This is a genomic window from Candidatus Zixiibacteriota bacterium, assembly GCA_017999435.1.
Taxonomy (GTDB): Bacteria; Zixibacteria; MSB-5A5; order GN15; family FEB-12; genus JAGNLV01.
Genome location: JAGNLV010000004.1, coordinates 400,686 through 419,747, shown reverse-complemented (window position 1 = coordinate 419,747; position 19,062 = coordinate 400,686). Strand labels below are relative to the sequence as shown.

General features: G+C 65.0%; 18 protein-coding genes. 17 read left to right on the top strand and 1 reads right to left on the bottom strand.

The window, feature by feature from the left end; translation table 11 throughout:
• Positions 1-22 precede the first annotated feature (22 nt).
• Positions 23-2,404 (bottom strand): S8 family serine peptidase, encoded by a 2,382-nt coding sequence (locus tag KA261_12200; GenBank protein ID MBP7698562.1) that lies wholly within the window; start codon positions 2,402-2,404, stop codon positions 23-25.
• Between the two features lie 369 nt (positions 2,405-2,773).
• Here KA261_12200 and KA261_12195 point away from each other — a divergent pair, with 369 nt between their 5' ends.
• From KA261_12195 to frr, 17 genes are all read left to right on the top strand, one after another.
• The gene (locus KA261_12195; protein ID MBP7698561.1) at positions 2,774-3,280 is read left to right on the top strand and encodes a GspH/FimT family pseudopilin; all 507 of its coding nucleotides are present in this window, start codon (positions 2,774-2,776) and stop codon (positions 3,278-3,280) included.
• A gap of 261 nt (positions 3,281-3,541) precedes the next feature.
• Entirely contained in the window at positions 3,542-4,594 is a 1,053-nt protein-coding gene (pilM, locus tag KA261_12190) for a type IV pilus assembly protein PilM (GenBank protein ID MBP7698560.1), read from the top strand.
• A gap of 7 nt (positions 4,595-4,601) precedes the next feature.
• Positions 4,602-5,366 (top strand): PilN domain-containing protein, encoded by a 765-nt coding sequence (locus tag KA261_12185; protein ID MBP7698559.1) that lies wholly within the window; start codon positions 4,602-4,604, stop codon positions 5,364-5,366.
• Between the two features lie 12 nt (positions 5,367-5,378).
• Complete coding sequence (gene pilO, locus KA261_12180; GenBank protein MBP7698558.1) at positions 5,379-5,999, top strand: type 4a pilus biogenesis protein PilO; 621 nt, start codon at positions 5,379-5,381, stop codon at positions 5,997-5,999.
• Between the two features lie 16 nt (positions 6,000-6,015).
• On the top strand, positions 6,016-7,596 hold the full coding sequence (locus KA261_12175; GenBank protein ID MBP7698557.1) for a hypothetical protein: 1,581 nt from the start codon (positions 6,016-6,018) through the stop codon (positions 7,594-7,596).
• A 16-nt stretch (positions 7,597-7,612) separates the two neighbouring features.
• Positions 7,613-8,899: a hypothetical protein gene (locus KA261_12170; GenBank protein ID MBP7698556.1), complete on the top strand. Its 1,287-nt coding sequence runs from the start codon at positions 7,613-7,615 to the stop codon at positions 8,897-8,899.
• Between the two features lie 141 nt (positions 8,900-9,040).
• Positions 9,041-11,140: a hypothetical protein gene (locus KA261_12165; protein MBP7698555.1), complete on the top strand. Its 2,100-nt coding sequence runs from the start codon at positions 9,041-9,043 to the stop codon at positions 11,138-11,140.
• Between the two features lie 134 nt (positions 11,141-11,274).
• Positions 11,275-12,933, top strand: coding sequence for an AMP-binding protein (locus tag KA261_12160; protein ID MBP7698554.1), 1,659 nt, complete (start codon positions 11,275-11,277; stop codon positions 12,931-12,933).
• A gap of 20 nt (positions 12,934-12,953) precedes the next feature.
• Positions 12,954-13,370 carry a secondary thiamine-phosphate synthase enzyme YjbQ gene (locus tag KA261_12155; GenBank protein MBP7698553.1) on the top strand — a complete coding sequence of 139 codons (417 nt, stop codon included), beginning with the start codon at positions 12,954-12,956 and terminating at the stop codon, positions 13,368-13,370.
• Positions 13,371-13,385: 15 nt separating this feature from the next.
• Positions 13,386-14,393, top strand: coding sequence for an S-methyl-5-thioribose-1-phosphate isomerase (gene mtnA / locus KA261_12150; protein MBP7698552.1), 1,008 nt, complete (start codon positions 13,386-13,388; stop codon positions 14,391-14,393).
• Positions 14,394-14,487: 94 nt separating this feature from the next.
• Positions 14,488-15,147 carry a SprT-like domain-containing protein gene (locus KA261_12145; protein ID MBP7698551.1) on the top strand — a complete coding sequence of 220 codons (660 nt, stop codon included), beginning with the start codon at positions 14,488-14,490 and terminating at the stop codon, positions 15,145-15,147.
• A gap of 192 nt (positions 15,148-15,339) precedes the next feature.
• The gene (gene rplM / locus KA261_12140; protein ID MBP7698550.1) at positions 15,340-15,771 is read left to right on the top strand and encodes a 50S ribosomal protein L13; all 432 of its coding nucleotides are present in this window, start codon (positions 15,340-15,342) and stop codon (positions 15,769-15,771) included.
• Positions 15,772-15,787: 16 nt separating this feature from the next.
• Positions 15,788-16,180, top strand: coding sequence for a 30S ribosomal protein S9 (gene rpsI / locus KA261_12135; GenBank protein ID MBP7698549.1), 393 nt, complete (start codon positions 15,788-15,790; stop codon positions 16,178-16,180).
• 142 nt (positions 16,181-16,322) lie between these two features.
• Positions 16,323-17,111 (top strand): 30S ribosomal protein S2, encoded by a 789-nt coding sequence (gene rpsB, locus KA261_12130; protein MBP7698548.1) that lies wholly within the window; start codon positions 16,323-16,325, stop codon positions 17,109-17,111.
• A 13-nt stretch (positions 17,112-17,124) separates the two neighbouring features.
• The gene (gene tsf, locus KA261_12125) at positions 17,125-17,718 is read left to right on the top strand and encodes a translation elongation factor Ts (GenBank protein ID MBP7698547.1); all 594 of its coding nucleotides are present in this window, start codon (positions 17,125-17,127) and stop codon (positions 17,716-17,718) included.
• 3 nt (positions 17,719-17,721) lie between these two features.
• Positions 17,722-18,450 carry a UMP kinase gene (locus tag KA261_12120; protein MBP7698546.1) on the top strand — a complete coding sequence of 243 codons (729 nt, stop codon included), beginning with the start codon at positions 17,722-17,724 and terminating at the stop codon, positions 18,448-18,450.
• A 31-nt stretch (positions 18,451-18,481) separates the two neighbouring features.
• Positions 18,482-19,039 (top strand): ribosome recycling factor, encoded by a 558-nt coding sequence (gene frr / locus KA261_12115; protein MBP7698545.1) that lies wholly within the window; start codon positions 18,482-18,484, stop codon positions 19,037-19,039.
• Positions 19,040-19,062: the final 23 nt, after the last annotated feature.

Below are 19,062 nucleotides of genomic sequence, written 5' to 3'. Positions count from 1 at the left end.
GCGAGCGAGCGGGCAGGCGCCGTCACGGCGTCGGCGGGGGCGGCCCGCCCCGGAAGAGATAGGCGACATAGTAGGTGAGGTCCGCCACGCTCATCATGAAGTCGCGGTTGACATCCCCCGCCTGAAGGCAGACCGGCGGCGGCCCGCCCCGGTAGAAATGGGCGACCAGGTGCGTGACGTCCGCAATGCTGAGATCATGGTCATAGTTGACATCCCCCCGCATGACGTCGATGAGGGCGCCGGTGCCGGCGGCGACCGTCGGGGAGTAGGTCAGGTAACCGGCCTCGAACGAAATGACGTAGGGGGAGGCGATGCTGTCGATCAGGATGCTCTGCCCGCCCAGGGCGAGCTCGTCGGTCGAGAACCAGAGCTTGAGCACCTCGCCCGACCCCGGCGCGAGCGGCGGCGAGCCCCCGCCGAAGTCGGCGAGGAGTTCGTACACGTACTCGCGCGTGAGATCGTTCGAATTCAGCGGATTCAAACGCTCGAAATAGGCCGTGCGGTCGCCCCGCGTGACCGAGTCGAAAGTGAGCCAGGCGGCGCTGCCGAAAGTGAGGGGGACGACCAGGCGCGCAAGCGGTTGGGAGTTGGTCACGTTGATCGAAACCACCAGGTCGCTCCCGGCGAAGGTCGAGTCGGAACCGTAGTGGGCCGTGTCGCCAAGGATGATGATGAAGTGGGGGCGGCTGGTCGTGAGTTGGCCGAACTCCGACGTCTCCACCGTGAGGGAGACGTCGTAGGCGCCGGGGTTGCTGTAGGTGTGCGCGGGGTTCTGCACGGTCGCCGAGTCGCCGTCGCCAAAACGCCACAGCCAACTGGTCGGACCCAGAGCGGAGGTGCCGGTGAAATGCACCTTGAGCGGGCCGTTGTTGATGGTGGAATCGGCCGCCATGCTCACGCCCCATGAGGTCGCGGCATCGGCATCGATGAGGCCCCAGCCGTAGGTGTTGTCGGGACTGGAGGCCCGGTCGGCGGTCTGCATGAGGGCGAGGCGGATCATCTCGGGCGTGAACGAGGGCTGGGCCTGCACCAGCAGGACCGCCGCGCCGGCCACGAGCGGCGTCGATAGCGAAGTGCCGCTGGCGGTCCCGTAGCTGACGTCGGAGCCGTTGGTCGCGGCCGAGGTCGACACGCCGCAGGCCACCACCTCGGGTTTCATGCGCCCGTCATACGTGGGACCGCGCGAGGAAAAGCCGGCGATGCTGCCGTTGATGTCGACCGCGCCGCAGGCGATGATCGGGTGAGCGTCGGCCGGCGCCGTGAGCGTCCCCGAGCCGGGACCCTCATTGCCCATGGAGTTGACGACCACGATGCCCAGACCGGCCGCGGTGGCGGCGGCGATAGTCGTGATGCAGGTCTGCCCGTCCATGTCGCTGTAAGAGTACCAGTCGGAGTACCCGAGCGAGGAGGTGATGACGTCGGCACCCAGCGTGTCGGCCCACTCCAGCGCGGCCACCCAGTTGTCCTCTTCCACCGAGGTTTCGCTGCGGACGTCTTCCGTCTTGGCGAGGAGGAAGTTGGCTCTGTAGGCGGGGCCGATGATCCGGCCGGACTTGTAGCCGCCGCTCGTCGACCAGGTGAGAGTGCCGTGGCTGGTGGAGGAGGACCAGTCGACACTGGGCTCATAATCGGTGTTGCCGTCGTTGAAAACGAAATCCCATTCGGCAAGCACCCGGCCCTCGGCGAACGCGTTGGCGAACACCTCGTGGGTCTTGCGGAAGCCGGTGTCAAAGACGGCCAGCGTGACGCCCGAGCCGTCGAGTCCCTTCTCGTGGACGGCGGGCACGTTGATTTGTTCAAGCTGGGCCTGCGCGTAGCCGTAGTTGAGCGCGTCGGGGGCGAGGGCCGCCGACCCCGGCCCGTCGGAGCGAACCTCCGAGAGGTCGGGCAGAGAGCGCTTGAAGACGGCGACCGGGCGGATTTCCGCGACAAAGGGAAGCGCGGCCACGGCGGCGAGATCGGCCGCGGGGAGGTCGAAGCTGGCGGCATTGAGCCACCGGGAGGTGCGGCGGTGGTGGCCGCCGGCCGCCACCACGGCGTCCACGTAGCCGGCCGCTACCGGCAGGTCGGCGAAGAGGACGCGGTCGCGGTCAACTTTGGCCCGGCGCTGCAGCACCTTGTCGGTCATCGCCACCGAGGCGGCGCGGGCGCTGAATTCGTCTTTCGTGCGGATACCCTTGTCGGTGAAAAACACCCACACGCCGACCGTGTCGGCGGCCTGCCCGGCCAGATAGGCACGGGCGCGGTCGGACAGGACCGGCGCCGCTTTCGCCTGAACGACCGGCTGGTCGGTCAGCAGCATGGCCGGGCGGTCGGCAGCCGAGGCGGAAAACGCGACAGCCGCGACCAGGGCGGCGGTTGTAACGGCACAGGTGAGGAGATCGCGGAGCCGAGAGCGTGACATGCAGTACTTCCTTTCAGCGCAGTTTATGCCATGAACCACGGCGGATTTGTCTCGGTCTGAACACGTCGGTACGAGTTCAAGATAGCCCGTTCTCGTAATCCGTCAACGGGAAATTGTCCCGCTCCCACCAGTATGGGAGCGGTCCCACAGTTCTTAAGGGCGGCGGCGCGCGAAATGTTCCGCCGGGCCGCCGCCGGGTCCGAGGATGGCCTCTAAGGCGTTATCGGACAGGAGAGAGCGTAGGATGAGGCGGCCGGAGAGAAATCCCGGCGGCGGGGCACGGCTCATGCTGCACACAGCGCGCGTGAAGTTGAAAGCAAGCACCGGCGACCGGTCGGTCCGGCGCCGCAGATAAGCCAGAGGTTACTTATGAAAAACCTGCGCACATCAAGCCGGGGCATCACGTTGCTGGAGATGATGGTGACGGTTGTTATCATCGGCATCGTCGCCTCCCTGGCCGTGCCGCGCTTTGACGGGGCAATGGACCGAATCCGGTTTCGGAGCGTCAATCGCGACCTGACCTCCACCCTTCGGCTCGCCCGCAGCTCGGCGATCACGGACAAGGATCAGTACGGCGTGTATTTTGATGGCACGCATCGGGTTGTCTACCTCTTCAAGGATCTGGTCAGCCCGACTTTGAATCAGTTCGACACCGGTGATTCGGTCCTTCGCGCCGACACCTTGCCGCCTGAGTTCAACTTTCTCGGCACCGATGTTGTGGGCGACGTAATCTGCTTTGCGCCAAACGGTTCGGCGCGGTTCACGGGGGGCGGAAACGTCGTCTGCCTGGCCTCCACGGAGGCTATGGTCGGGATCGCCTCCCACAATATTCTGGCCTCGACGGGGCGGGTCCAGAGTTCCACCAGCTACTACTGAAGACATGGCCCGGTCGGGCCGCGAGGCCTCCTTCCGCTCTCGGAGGGGGGCCTTTTTCATTGGCACGGGCGGCAGAACGGGCCGGAAATAATGGTAAAGGGTTGGGGGAAGCCGCCGATAAAGTATCAGACTCTGAACAGGTTGCCATATGAGAAGAAGCGGCCGGCGATCAAACCTTGCGAGACGAGGGATAAATCGGCGGCGGATCGTGCCGATACAAAGAGAAAGAAAAGAATCACTCCCCTAACCGAAGAGTTGCATATGCCATTCGCTCGAGCAAGCAAAAGCACGGTCGGTCTGGACATCGGCGCCAGCAGCATCAAGCTGGTGAAGCTGGATCACACCAAGTCGGGGTATGCGGTGAGCGCGATCGGGATCCGCGAACTGCCCCCCGAGGCGATCGTCGCCGACGAAATCCGGGACCGGGAAGCAGTCATCTTCAACATCCAGTCGCTGATCGACCAGACGGACCCGAAGATCAAGAACGTGGTCATCTCGTTGTCCGGCCACGGCGTGATCACCGACCGGTTCACGATCGACAAGAAGACGGGGGCCGAGGCCGAGCAGGCCATCCTGTTCGAAACCGAACAGCGGGCGCCGTTCGACGTCGACGACGTGTCGCTCGACTACCACGTGGTGAAAGTCGACGACGCGGCGAACAAGATGGACGTGCTGCTGGTGGCCGCCCGCAAGGAATTCCTGCAGATGCAGATGGAGATGATCGAGGACTGCGGGCTGCGGCCGGTCGTGGTCGACGACGACGCGCTGGCGATCTACAACGCCTACCAGTACAACTACGAGGTGGACCCGTCCAAGGTGACGGCGCTGGTGAATATCGGCGCCGACGTGACGAACCTCACGTACCTCGTGGACGGCCTCTACCACTCGACGCGCGACGTGTCGGCCGGGACGCGGGAGATATTCAACGCCGTGCAGAAGGAGTTCCGGCTGAATCCGGAGCTGACGAGCAAGGCGATCAAGGGAGAGATGACCGATTCGATCGACCAGGACATGTTTAAGGCGACGATCGTCTCGGCCTCCGATGAGCTTCTGGCCGGGATCGAGCTGGCCTTCTCCTACTTCAAGTCGCAGTCGCGGGTGGACACGATCGACTGGATCGTGCTCTCGGGCGGCGGTGCGCTGACGCCCTACCTGCCGGAACTGCTGCAGTCCAAACTCAGCATCCCCCTGGAAATCGCGAATCCGCTTCGGAAGATCGACTACGATCCGGAGCTTTTCCAATACATCCAGCCAGAGAAAATTGCGCCGCTGCTGGCGGTATCGGTAGGACTGGCCATGCGGAAGGTGAGGTAGGTCGACCATGATAGAAATCAACCTGCTGCCCAAGGGATACAGGAAGAAGCAGGCCAGCTTCTCCTTCGGCAAGACCGGCCTCTACGCGGTCGTCGCGGCGGCCGGGGTGGTGCTGATGCTGGTGGGCGTGACCGTGTACCAGATGAACCAGCTCTCCTCGCTGGAGGACGGGATCGTCAAAGCGCGCCAGCGGGCCGCCATGCTGGAAAAGGACATCAAGCTGGTCGACGCTCTGACGGATGTGAAGGCGAAGATTTCGGCCCGGATGGCGGCCGTGGAGCGCCTCGACAGCCACCGGTCGTCTTGGGTCCGGATCCTCGAGGATATCAGCGCCAACGTGCCGGAGTTCGTCTGGCTGGCGCGCTTTACCGAGAAGGCGCCGTTGGCGGACACGGCCAAGATGGCGGCCGCCGAAGCGGGCGCCCCGGCCGGGCAGCCCGCACCGGCGGGCCAGGCCGGTCAGCCGAATGCGGCCCCGGCAACCACCACCCCGAGCGTCCCGAAAGTGATGCCGGTCGAGGTCGAGGGGTACGCCTTTACCCTGAACGCCCTCGCCTCGTTTATGATCAACACCATGCGGTCGGATTACTTTGAAGAGGTGGAGCTGGTGTCGACGAAGGAAACGCAGCTCGGCGAGTACCGGGCCTACAACTTCGTCCTCTCGGCCCAGCTGCACTATCTTTCGGAAGAAGAACTCCAGGGGCTGGTGGCGCAGGCGGAAGCGGAGCAGACCGAGCAGGCCGCGCCGGCGCGCCACAAGAGCTTAAACTGAGGAAGATAGGCTATGGATTTCAAAGACTCAAAGACGCAGAAGATCGCGCTGGCCGTGCTGGCCTTCTTCATCGTGGCCTACTTCTGGTACTCGCGGTTGTACGTCCCGTACGACAGCAAGATCGAGCTGAAGAGCCAGGAGTTCGAGACGATCACGACGAACCTGCGCAACGTGGAGCTCAAGGCCAAGTCGCTGGATGCCCTGCAGCAGGAGTACACGGATCTGATGAAGCGGTACCACGAAATCGAGGCCCTGCTCCCCGAGGTCAAACAGATCCCGTCGCTGCTCGTGCAGCTCCACACGGCCTCCTCGCTGACGGGCACGCGCATCACGCGCGTGCAGCCGCGCGCGATCCGACCGGAGGACTTCTATAATGTGGCGTCCTTCGATATCGAAATGACCGGTACCTACCATGATTTCGGAGGCTTCATCGGCTACGTCGCCAACTTCCCCTTCATCGCCAACGTGTCCGGTGTGGACGTCAACGCGATGAAGCTCATGGTGAACAAACCGGCCAAGGATGAAAAGACGGGGCTGACCGACCTGTCGAAGAAGGAGACGGTGACGGCGAAGTTCAGCCTGTCGACATACTTTGTCAAGGAATCGGAACGTCTCAGTGAACTCGTTCTGTAATTAAGTGAGGTACCCGATGAAGAATGCAGTAGCACTGGTTTGCACGCTTGTCATTTTGGCTGCGGGCTCTGCGTTCGCCGCCCAGGTGACGAACGTCGGGCTGACCTGGCAGGACGGGTATACCGTGGCGCGCATCGACGTGCAGGGAGCGGTCCGGTTCTCGCACCAGCCTGAGCCCGCCAAGGACGGCCGGCCCTTCCGGGTGATCGTCGACGTGCTCGCGGCGACACACCAGTTGGGGCAGAAGGATTTCTTCGAGCTGCCGGCCTGCCCGGTGACGAAAATCCGCACGAGCCAGTTCGCCGTGCAGCCCGAGCAGGTCGTGCGCCTCGTGTTCGACATGACCCGCGAGAGCGTGTACAAAATCGCCTCCGATGCGACCGGGATCACGGTGTCGTTCCCGGATCCGGAGGGAAAGCAGTTTGCGGCCTGGTCGAGCAAGACCTGGCTGGTCGGGCAGGCCAAGCCGGCCCCGCCGGCCGTAGCCCAGGCCCCGGCCGAGGCCCGGCCGACCATGCCCCCGCCCCCGTCGCACAAGACGACGGCGGAGGTGAATCAGTCAATCAACACCGACCGGGCGGCGAGCCTGGCCAATCCGGAGCAGGCGGCCCCGCCGGCGGCCGTAGCGGCCACGAAGACCGAATCCGCCCCGCCGGCGCCGAGCCGGGTGCAGACGCCCAGCGCGACCCCGCCGACCGCCGAGGCTCCCAAAGCGGCCGCCCCGCCCAAGACGGCGGAGACGCCCAAGCCGGCTGCGGGTGCGCCGACGCCGAAACCCGCGCTGCCCTCGGTCGCCAAACCGGATACGATCACGGCGGACGTTCCGCGGAAGCCGGACATCAAGCCGGAACCGCCGGAGCCGATGCGGGTGTCCGAGGCGAACGCGCCGCAACCGACGCCGACCGCCAAGCCGGCGGCGACGCCGGCGCCGACCGCCGGCAAGCCGTCGACTACGCCGCCCCCGGCGTCCGTGACCGCGGCCCCGAAGCCCTCGCCGACAGCCCCGCCGCCTGCGCCCAAGCCCTTGGCGAGCACGGCGACGGTGACCCCGCAGGCCGCGCCCGCGACCCCGGCGCCGACCCCGCCGACCGCGGAGGAATCGGCCGAACCGGAGGAGGATGAGGACGTGCCGGAGCCGGAGGATCTCGAACCGGCGGTCGAGTCGTCAGACGACGAGTCGCCGTCCGACGAGGCCGCGGCCCGCGGCACCGCCCGGTTCCGCCGCTCGCCCACCGATCCGACCAAGATCAAGGGGACGCTGGTGGCGGAGTTCCCGACGCGCCTGGTGATCAAGTACGAACCGGGCGGACGGCGCGATCCGTTCCAGACGCTGATCGACGAGACGAAGCAGTACAACAGCCCGATCGAACGGCGCATCCCCAACGTCGAGGGTTTGCGGCTGGTGGGCGTGCTGCAGTCGCCCCTCGGCAACAGCGCGCTGTTTGAAGACAAGGACGGGTACGGTTACATCCTCCGCGAGGGGGACAAGATCCAGAAGGGGTATGTCCTGAGGATCCAGACCGACCGCGTGTTCTTCCAGATATTTGAGTACGGCTGGAGTCGAACCGTCGCCCTCAACCTCGAAAGCGAAAACTGAAAGGCAGGTGCGCATAATGTGGAACGCTTGTGACAAACTCATGCGGCGGCTGCTGCCCATACTGCTGGCGGTCGCCGTGGCCGTGCCGGCCGCCGCTCAGAACGCCGGCACGCCCGGAGAACCGATCAAGAACCTGCAGTTTCAGGCTGCGGAAATCCGGTCAGTGGTGAACTTCCTGGCCGACTACGGCGGCGTCAACGTCGTCGTGGCTCCCGAGGTCGAGGGAACGGTGACCATCCGGCTGGTTGATGTGCCCTGGCGGACTGCCCTGGACATCATCGGCCGCACCTACAACCTCGCCGTCGTCGATGAGAAGGAGGGGTACATCCGCGTCCTCCCGGCCGAGGACTACCGCAAGGAAGTGAGCGAGCAGAACCGCCACCTCGCCGAGACCAAAGAACTCGTCCCCCTGCAGACCAAGATCGTCCACATTTCAAACTCGACCTCGGACGACATCGTCGCGGCCGTGAAGTCGCTGTTGACGGTGCGCGGGCAGGCGACGAGCGATCCGCGCTCGAACTCGATTATCGTGCAGGAAGTCCCGACCAACATGGATGCCGTACTCGCCTATATCTCCCAGCTCGACCAGCCGGCCCAGCAGATCAAGATCTCGACCCAGCTGCTGGAGATATTCACGGAAGACCTTGAGGAACTGGGCGTCGACTGGAGCGTGACGGGTTCGACGGCGACCGACGGCGGCCACGTGAACATCGGGCAGACGGGCGAAGTGCTTACGGCCCGGAGCGCCGATTACGCCGGGCGGTACACCGTGCACGCCCTCGGACCGAACTGGAACGCCGAGGCGGTCGTGAAAGCCATCGTGAACAGCGGGCGCGGCAAGATCGTGGCGCACCCGGAGATCACCACGATCGACAACAAGGAAGCCCGCATTCAGATGGGCCAGAAGATCCCGGTCAAGCAGTTTGACGAGTCCGGCAACGTCGTGATCGTGTTCGAGGAAGTCGGCACGATTCTCACGGTGACGCCGCACATCACGGCCGAGAACCAGATCCTCATGCACCTGCGGCCGGAGCGCTCGACCTACGAGTTCGACCCCAACGGCGTGGTGATCAACACCAACAACGCCGAGACCCACGTGATCGTCGAGAACGGCCAGACGGCGGTCATCGGCGGTCTGACGACGGAAGACAAGGTCGACGCCGAAGTGGGCGTGCCGCTGCTGAAGGACATCCCGCTTTTGGGCCGGCTGTTCAAGTTCACCCAGAGCCGGAACGAGGTGCGCGACCTCGTGATCTTCGTGACGCCGACGATCGTGGAGAACGATCTGGCGATGAAAAAGTAACGGAGAGCCGGCGCATCAATGTGAAAAGGCCCCAGGCGGGTAACCGACGGGGCCTTTTCCCTTGGCGCTCCGCGCGACCGCGGGCGCCCCGGCCGGCAGGCCGAAAGCCAAACGGTAAACAGACAAGGACCGGGTGAGACTATGGCCAAGCGTATCTTTCGATGCCGCGCCGCCCTCGCGGCGCTCGCGGCGGCGTGGGCAGCCGCCTTCCTCGGCGGCTGTTCCTCGAACAACGACGACGGCGGCGGTGTGGCGCTGCCGACGGTCACGGTGTCCGCTAGTCCCTCGACGGTGGCCGTCAACGCCTCGACCGTCGTGGAAGCAACCGTCAGGAACGGCGGAGCGCCGATCGCCGATCTGGTGGTGACGTTCGCGGTCCAACCGGCCGGGGCCGGCTATTTCACGCCGCCCAGCGCGGCGACGGACGCCGACGGGGTGGCGGCGACCATATTCACGGCTGCACAGGCGGGAACGGTCGCCCTCTCGGCCAGCACGGAGATCGGCTCCGCAGTGCGCACCGCCTCCACCGGCGTCGTGGTGACCTCCTCGCAACAGGGGACCGGCAGCGTCGCAATCACCGTCGCGCCCGGGCTGCTCCTGGCCAACGGGACGGATACAAGCCTGGTGACGGTGACGGCGCGCCAGGCGCTCGGCCAGCCGGTGCCGGACGGGACGCCCATTGTATTTGCGGCGGGGGAGAAATTCGCGGACAAGGACGCCAACGGCATCTGGACGCCCGGAATCGACTCTCTGGTGTTTGACGTAAACGGAAACGGGAACTGGGACGCAATGGGGCAGATTCCCTCGAGCATCCCGGTGTCCGGCGGGACCGGCCAGGCGCAGGCGGTGTTCGTGGCCGGCAACAGCGCCGGGACGGTGTATGTCAAGGCGACTATCGGGGACGAGACGATCGGCGGCAGCGCGGACAAGGCGCTGCAGCTCTCGCCGAATGCGCGCATCAGCTCGATCTTCCTGCACTCCGACAGCATCAACCTCGCGGTCCGCGCCACCGGCGGCATGGAGACCGCGGTCCTGTCCGCCACCGCCTACGACGGGTGGGGCAATCCGGTGCCCGAGGGACTGCCGATTTCGTTCATTATCACCGATGGTCCGGGAGGCGGGGAGCGGCTCGACACGGCGGGGTACGGCCCGTACAGCGCCGTGACGAACAGCCAGGGGACGGCGCAGGCGCCAATCCAGTCGGGCACGGCGGCCGGGACGGTGCGAATCCGGGCGTACTGCGACACGATCCTCTCCAACGCCGCCCAGGTTATGGTCTCGGCCGGTCCGCCCGCGCACCTCGTGGTCGGCGCCGACGTCTGTAACATCGACTACTGGGACAATGTCGGCCGGGAGGTCGGTATCGTCGCGGTCGTCTCCGACGTCTACATGAATCCCGTGGTCGACAACACGGCGGTGTACTTCACCACCGACGAGGGGAGCATGAAATCGCACGAGGCCCGCACCCGCGATCTCGAAGGGGTCGCCTCGACTGTCTGGATTTCCGGGACGCAGGCCGGCGTGGGGGCCGACGGACAGGTCATGGTGGCGGCCGAAACGGCCGGCGGGACGGTGGTGGACACCTGCTATTTCATCAATTCCCACCTTCCCGACACCATCTGGGCGGCCGGCGTGCCGGGTTCGATCTTGGCCGACGGCGCGAGCAAGGCTGTCGTGTGGGTCTCGGCGGCCGATCTCAACGGGAATTTCGTGCTCGACGGAACGCCGTTTGAGGCCGACGCCAACTACCTTCAGGTCGAAGCCGGCACGCTCGAAGACGGCTGCAACATGTCAAGCGCACGGGTCAAAATCACCTCGAGCACCCTCTCGAACGATTTCTCGCTCACCGGGGGGCAGGACAACGGCATCGGAGCCGTCGACATCGTGTACTACTGGTCGGGCGGGGCCATGGCGGCCTACCCGGTCTCGATGTTGACCGGAACAGCCTACACGGCCAACTGCATGGTCACCTCGGGGCCGGCAAAAGTGGGTCCGGGGGAGCAGGCCCGCTATTCCGTGGAAATCCGCGATCGATTCGGCAACCCGCTGGGGGACCATACGATCGTGCTGAGCGCCTCCGGCGGAACGGTCAGCGGAATCTCGCAGGAAACCAACGGAAACGGGGAAGCCGGCGGATTCGTGTGGACCGCCCCCGCCGCCCCGGGTGACGTCAACCTGACGTTCACCGACACCGACCCGCGGGGGGGCGTCATCCTCTCCTACAAAGTGACCGTCGAGTAACCCCCCGGCATCCGCCGGGAGAGTGACATCCGGCCGCCGGGGCGTGCGCTCCGGCGGCTGCCTTTGGGGCCTTTCCGGAGAGGCCGACCGGACTTTTCCCTTGCGCGCTTCACCGCCGATTCTACATTGGCGACATGTCGGACCACGCCAGCGACAGCGCCCGGGCTGATAGTTCTCTTCCCGAGGCTTTCTTCGCCTCGGCGGCTGCCCATGCCGAGCGGACGGCTTTCCGGGCCGAAGGGGGACGGGGGAGAGCGTACACCTACGCGGAAGCGGCCGCGGCCGTACGCCGGTTTGCCCGCGAACTCCGGGCGCAGGGCGTGACCCGCGGCACCGAGGTCGGGCTGCTTGCGGAGAATCGTCCCGAGTGGGGAATTGCGCACCTGGCGATCCTGGCGGCGGGCGGGACTGTTGTGCCGATCGACGGAACTCTCAAGCCGCAGGAGATGGGTTATCTGGCCGGCCACTGCCGTCTGGCGCGGGTTGTGGCCTCGCGGGCCTTTGACAAGCCGGCCCGGGAACTGCCCGGCGTGACGGTCATCCCGCTGGAGGGCGTGTGGGAGGCCGGGGGCCCCTCCCCGGACCCGGCGGAAAGCGGGGCGGCCGCGCCGGCGGACGTGGCTGTGCTCATCTATACCTCCGGCACGACCGGGACGCCGAAGGGAGTGCAGCTCACCCATCGCAACCTGCTGGCCAACCTGGGCGCGATCCAGGACTCGCTGCGGTTCGACGAGAGCGACGTTTTCCTGTCGGTGCTGCCCTTGCACCACACTTTCGAAATGACCTGCGGACTGCTCACCCCGCTCATGACCGGCTGCACGGTCGTCTACGCGCGCGCGCTGCGGTCAAAAGAAATACTTGAAGATATCGGCCGCAGCCGGGCGACCGTCATGTGCGGGGTGCCGCTCCTGTTCGAAAAGATGTACCATTCGATCCGGCGGGGGATCGCAGCGGCGCCGCCGGGTCGGCGGGCGGCCTTCCGGACAATGTACGCCGCCTCGGGCGCGGCGTGGCAGGTCGGGATCAAGCTGGGCAAGAAACTCTTCGCGCCGCTGCGGGCGAAAGCCGGGCTGGACTCGATCCGGATGTTCGTCTCCGGCGGGGCGGCCATGCCGGCGGCCATCACCCGCTTCTTCAACCTCATCGGATTCGATTTTATGGAAGGGTATGGCATGTCGGAGTGCTCGCCCGTGATCTCGGTCAACCGGCCCGACAACATTCGCTTCGGGTCGGTTGGGCCCCCGCTGCGCAACGTGGAAGTGCGTATCGAGGGCGCCGACAAGTCGGGTGTCGGCGAAATCACGGTCCGCAGCGAGGCCAATACCATCGGCTACCGGGACAATCCCGAGGCGACCGCGGCGCTCATGCGCGACGGATGGCTCTTTACCGGCGACCTCGGGCGCTTCCGCCATGGCCACCTATGGATCACGGGGAGGAAGAAGAACGTGATCGTGTCGGCGGCGGGGAAAAACATCTATCCCGAAGAGCTCGAGGAGCAGCTGCTGGCCTCGGGCCGGGTGCAGGAGTGCGTGGTGTTCGGGAGAGCGAAGGCGGGCAAGCAGGGGGAGGAAGTGCGGGCGATCATCGTGCCCGCGCTCGACAACCTTGCCGCCGAACTCGGGATCGATCCGGAAAACCCGGACGCCGACCGGGTGCGGCAGGCGATCGAGGACACGGTGCAGGACGTCAACAACCGCGTGGCGGCGTACAAGCGAATCACCGGGTGCGAGATACGGGAGAAAGAACTGGAAAAGACGTCCTCCAAGAAGGTGAAGCGGTACCTGTACCAATAGGGAGAGCGGGCGGAGATACTATGGTTCACGCGGCGGAAATCGCGCTGGAATCGGCCGGGTTCTGCGACCTCGTCGATATCACCGCGCAACTGTCCGATCTCGTGCGCGCGTCGGGAATTGGGTCGGGGATTGTCACCGTCTTTTGTCCCGGATCAACCGGCGGACTGACCACCATCGAATTCGAACCGGGCCTGCAGAAGGACCTTCCGGAACTGCTCGAGCGGATTGTGCCGTCGGACCGGAGCTACCACCACGACCGGACCTGGCACGACGGCAACGGGTTTGCGCATCTTCGCTCGGCGCTCATCGGGCCGGATCTCACCGTTCCGTTCACGGCGGGAAAACTAGCGCTCGGCACGTGGCAGCAGGTCGTGTTTCTTGATTTCGACAACAAGGCGCGCCGGCGGCGGCTGGCCGTGCAGATTATCGGCGAGTAGCGGGGGCCTGACAACATGGCGGTAGAGGCGATTCAGCGGATCGGGAAGAAGATCAGGGTGATCGAGCAATCCAAGCTCCCGCTGGCGTTCAGTTACCTGGAGCTGGACGACTACCGGGACGTGATCGCGGCGATCCGGCGGCTCGATGTGCGCGGGGCGCCGGCGATCGGGATCGCGGCCGCCTACGCGCTCGCGCTGGCGGTCGAAAAGGCGGCGGACTTCGCGCTCTCCCACCTCGAGCGCGCGGCCGACGAGGTGAAAGCGGCGCGCCCGACAGCCGTAAATCTGGCCTGGGCGGTCGACCGCGTGATGAGGCGTGTGCGCCAGGCGCCGCCGCTGACCCGCCGGGAGGCGCTCGCGATCCTGTGGGAGGAAGCGGAGGCGATCCACGACGAGGACCGCCGGCTCTGCGAGCGCATCGGGCAATACGGCGCCGACCTGATCAAGCCGGGGGACGGAATCCTGACGCACTGCAACGCGGGCGCCCTGGCCACCGGGGGGAAGGGCACCGCGCTCGCGGTGATCTACGCGGCCCAGGAGGCCGGCAAACGGCCGCGGGTGTATGCCGATGAGACCCGGCCGCTTTTGCAGGGAGCGCGGCTCACGGCCTGGGAACTGCTCCAGGCCGGAGTGGACGTGACTCTCATCTGCGACAGCGCGGCCGCGACCGTCCTGCGGCAGGGGAAAGTGCAGCACGTGATTGTGGGGGCCGACCGGATCGCGCGCAACGGCGACGCGGCCAACAAGATCGGCACGTATCCCCTGGCCGTGCTGGCCGCCCGGCACGGCGTCCCGTTCTGCGTGGCGGCGCCGTATTCGACATTCGATGAAAACACGGCCGCCGGGGAGCAGATCCCGATCGAGGAACGGGCCGCCGACGAAGTGACGGGCGGATTCGGCCGGAGGACCGCTCCCGAGGGGGTCAAAGTGTATTCGCCGGCGTTCGATGTGACCCCGTTTCAGTTGGTGACGTATTATATTACTGACCAGGGAATCAAACCGGGGGGCCGGGCCCCGGGGTGATCCTCCCGTGAACCCGGACACGAGCGCCGCCCGCGGCCGGGCGTTTAATGTTGAGATTCGGAATGCCGATAGCTTATACATCACGGATACACAGGTGAAGGCGAGAGTGGACAGCAAGCGGCAAAAAACGGCGATGCGCGCGTGCAACTACGAGCTGTTTCAGTTTGAGACGCTCGCCCCCCCGCCGCCGGCTACGGTCGATACGAAAATCCGGCAGGCGACCCAGGCCGCGCGCCCCGAGGTGGCGGCGCGGACCGACGGCGCGGCCGCCAGGCCGACCAGCGAGCTGCCGGGGCTCGATGAACTCTATCGGCTGTTCGACTACTACAACTGGAAGTATTTCGGGGGGAGGTTGCCGCGGGTGAAAATCGAGTATTCGACGCGGATGACCTGTGCCGGATCGTATTCACCAAACCGACGGCTGATCAAGATCGGGCGGCGGTACCACGAGATTTTTCCTCAGGACCTCGAAGATACGCTCAAGCACGAGATGATCCATATCCGCCACTACCACCACGACGCGAAATTCAAGGCGGAGGCGGTCCGGATCGGCGCCTCGCTGAAAGCGCGGGAACACCCGAATCTCCGGCGGCCCCCGAAGTATGTCTACGAGTGTCCCGGGTGCGGGGCGGAGTACCCCCGTCAGCGGAGGCTGGTGCAGGCCTCGTGCACCTACTGCTCGGCCAACCGGCGCTACGATCCCCGGTTCAAGCTCCGGCGGAAAAGGCCTCGGGTGCCGCGCTCGGGGACGTGAGGGGCTGGGAGCGGTCCTGCTATCGGTTGATTCCCAACAAGTTGCGTCTCGCCCAGTGGAACTGCCCCGGGGAGGCGGCGGTCCGAAGGCCAGGCCAATTATTTTGCTGAACCGTATTGACATTGACGCGGAATGCAGTATACTTGCAGGCTGTCTTGACGGTGAAAACTATGAGGTTATGAGAATATAGAGATGAAGACGTTTATTCCGAAAGTTGACCCGAACAACCGGAAGTGGTGGGTGGTGGATGTCGAAGGGCACATCCTCGGACGGGCGGCGGTGCAGGTGGCGAACATACTGCGCGGCAAGAACAAGCCCATCTTCACGCCCCACCTGGACGCCGGCGACCACGTCGTCGTGGTCAACGCCCGCAGCATCCGGGTGACCGGGAAAAACAAGCCCCGGCAGAAGACGTACTACCGGTTTTCGGGCTATCCGGGCGGACTGCGGAGCACGAGTCTCTCCACCATGCTTCGGCAAAAACCCGAGGAGACGTTCCGGCTGGCGGTGCGGCGGATGCTGCCGAAAAACCGGCTGGGCCGGAAGATGATCAAGAAACTGCACGTGTACGCCGATGGCGAGCACCGCCACCAGGCGCAGAAACCGGAACCTTATAAGCTGTAGAGTTTGACGTTTGCCCATGGAGAAGACTGAGTACGCCGCGACGGGACGTCGCAAATGCAGTGTCGCCCGCGCCGTGATCACCAACGGAGACGGCGGTTTCACGATCAACGGGTCCGACATCGCCGCCTATCTGAAACGCGATCCGCTGGTGGTCCACGCCACCGAGGCCCTCACGATCACCGAGATGTCCGGGAAGGTGGCGGTCGTGTGCCGGGCCAGCGGGGGTGGACTGAGCGGCCAGGCGGGGGCGGTGCGGCTGGCGGTGGCCCGGGCGCTGGCCCGTCTGAATGAAGATTTCCGGCCGACGCTGCGCCAGAACGGCCTGCTCACGCGCGACCCCCGCGAGGTGGAGCGCAAGAAGTACGGCCGCCCGAAAGCCCGCAAACGGTTCCAGTACTCGAAGCGCTAAGCCGGGTACGAAGATTTGCCATTCCCGCCTCGGCGGGAAAATATACAATCCCGACGGATCGATCCGGCGGTCCCCGAATCCGCGGGTCCGGGTCGAGGCGATGTCGGGGTAAAGACCTAACCGCTCAACACGAAGGCATTCCATGGTTAGTCCCCAGGTAAAGGATTTGCTCGAGGCCGGGGTCCATTTTGGCCATCAGACGCGCCGGTGGAACCCCAAAATGAAGCCGTTCATCTTCGCCGCCCGCAACGGCATCTACATCATCGACCTGCAGAAAACCGTCAACGCCCTGGAACAGGCCCGCCGCAAAATGGCGGAAACGGTGGGCAAGGGGAAATCCGTCCTCTTCATCGGAACCAAAAAACAGGCCCAGGACGTGATCAAGGAAGAGTCCGCCCGCTGCGGCGGCTACTACGTCACCGAACGCTGGCTCGGCGGCATGCTGACCAATTTCCAGACGATCAAGCACTCGGTCAAAAAACTCAAAGATATTGAGAAGATGCGGGTGGACGGGACGCTCGAGAAGTTCTCCAAGAAAGAACGCTCCCGCATCGAGCACGAGGCGGGAAAGCTCCAGAAGTACCTCGGCGGGATCAAGGAGATGGGCCACCTCCCGGGGCTGGTCGTGATCGTCGACGCCCGCAAGGAGCGAATCGCGGTGGCCGAGGCCCACAAGCTGGGGATCCCCATCATCGGCATCGTCGACACCAACGCCGATCCCGACCTGATCGATTTCCCGATCGCCGGCAACGACGACGCGATCAAGTCGATCCGGATCCTGATGCACGCGCTGGTCGACGCGGCGGTGGAGGCCAAGAGCACGGTGGTGACCGAGATGCTCGCGGCGTCGGAGCGTGAAGGAGCGCCGGGTAATGGCCACTCCCCGGCGGCCGGCCGACACGACGTCGCGAATAAAGACCAAGCTGAGTAAGAAGGTTCGACACATGGACATAAGCGCACAACTGGTGAAAGAGCTTCGGGAAAAAACCGGGGCCGGCATGATGGACTGCAAGAAGGCCCTGACCGAGACGCACGGGGACCTCAGCAAAGCGATCGACTACCTGCGCGAGCAGGGAATCTCCAAGGCGGCCAAGAAGGAGGGCCGGGCGACCGCCGAAGGCGTCATCGCCACCTACGTCCACCCGGGCGACAAGCTCGGCGTGATGGTGGAGGTCAACTGCGAAACCGATTTCGTCGCGCGGACCGACCAGCTCAAAGAATTCGCGCGCAACATCGCCATGCACATCGCGGCCAGCGCCCCCCTGGTGGTGAGCCGGGACGAGGTCGATCCGGCGCTCATCGCCAAGGAACGCGAAATCTACCGGCACCAGACGCTCAAAGAGGGAAAGCCGGAGAAGATCGTCGACAAGATCGTCGACGGCCGGATCGAGAAATACTTCGGCGAAGTCGTGCTCATGGAGCAGCCGTTCGTGAAGGACGCCGACAAGACGATCGAGGAGTACCTCAAGGAGACGATCGCGCGGCTGGGAGAGAACATGAAGGTGCGGCGCTTCGCACGGTTCCGGCTCGGTGAGTAGCGTATGGACACAGACGCGCCGTTATACAAGCGGGTTCTCATCAAAATCTCGGGCGAGGCGCTCATGGGCGCCCGCGAGTTCGGCATCGACAGCCCCACCGTCGAAGCCGTCTGCGGCCAAATCATAGAAGTCAAGCAGCTCCGGTGCGAGATCGGCATCGTGGTCGGGGGCGGGAACATTTTCCGCGGCCTGGCGGCCACCGAGCTCGGCATGGACCGGGTGACCGCCGACAACATGGGGATGCTCGCCACCGTGATCAACGCCCTGGCGATGATGGACACGCTCGAGCACATGGGCGTCTACACCCGCGTTATGTCGGCGGTCAAACTGGAAGCCTTCGCCGAACCGTTCATCCGGCGGCGCGCGGTGCGGCACATGGAGAAGGGGCGGGTCGTCATCTTCGCGGCCGGCACCGGCAGCCCGTATTTCTCCACCGATACCGCGGCCTCGCTGCGCGCCATGGAGGTGGGGGCGGACCTCATGATCAAGGCGACCAATGTCGACGGGGTGTACTCGGCCGATCCGCGCAAGGACGCGAAGGCGACGTTCTACCCCCGGCTGTCGTACATGGACATTCTCACGCGGGAGCTGCGGGTGATCGATGCCACGGCGATCTCGCTTCTGAAAGAAAACCAAATCCCCCTGCGTATCGTGGACCTGCACCGTCCCGGCAATCTCCGCCGCACGGTGCTCGGGGAAGACGTCGGGACGCTGGTGACGTCGGCGGGATAACACGCAACGTGCCATTGAGGGAGGCACCGATATGGTTGACAAGATCGAGAAAGACGCCCACGACCGGATGCACAAGACGATCGAGACGCTCAAGCGCGAATTCGGAACCGTCCGCACGGGAAAGGCCTCGCCGCACCTGCTGGACACCGTTACTGTCGAAGCTTACGGCACCCAGATGCCCCTCAACCAGGTGGCCACGGTGACGGCCCCCGAGCCGCGGCTGCTGGTGGTGACGCCGTTCGACAAGTCGACGGTCGGCAACGTGGTCAAGGGGATCCAGGCCGCCGACCTCGGGTTCAACCCGATGGTGGACGGACAAATCATCCGCGTGCCGATCCCGGCGCTCAATGAGGAACGGCGCAGAACGCTGGTGAAACAGTGCAAGCACCTGGCGGAAGAGGCCCGCGTCGCCGTGCGCAACATTCGGCGCGACGCGAACGAACATCTCAAACAGGCGGAGAAGGACTCGAAAATCTCCGAGGATGAGATGCGCAAGAGCCTGGACAAGGTGCAGAAGCTGACCGATGAGCACATCAAAGAGATCGATTCTCTCCTGACGGTCAAGGAGAAGGAGGTCATGGAGGTCTAGTATCCGTCCATGCAAAGCATTGA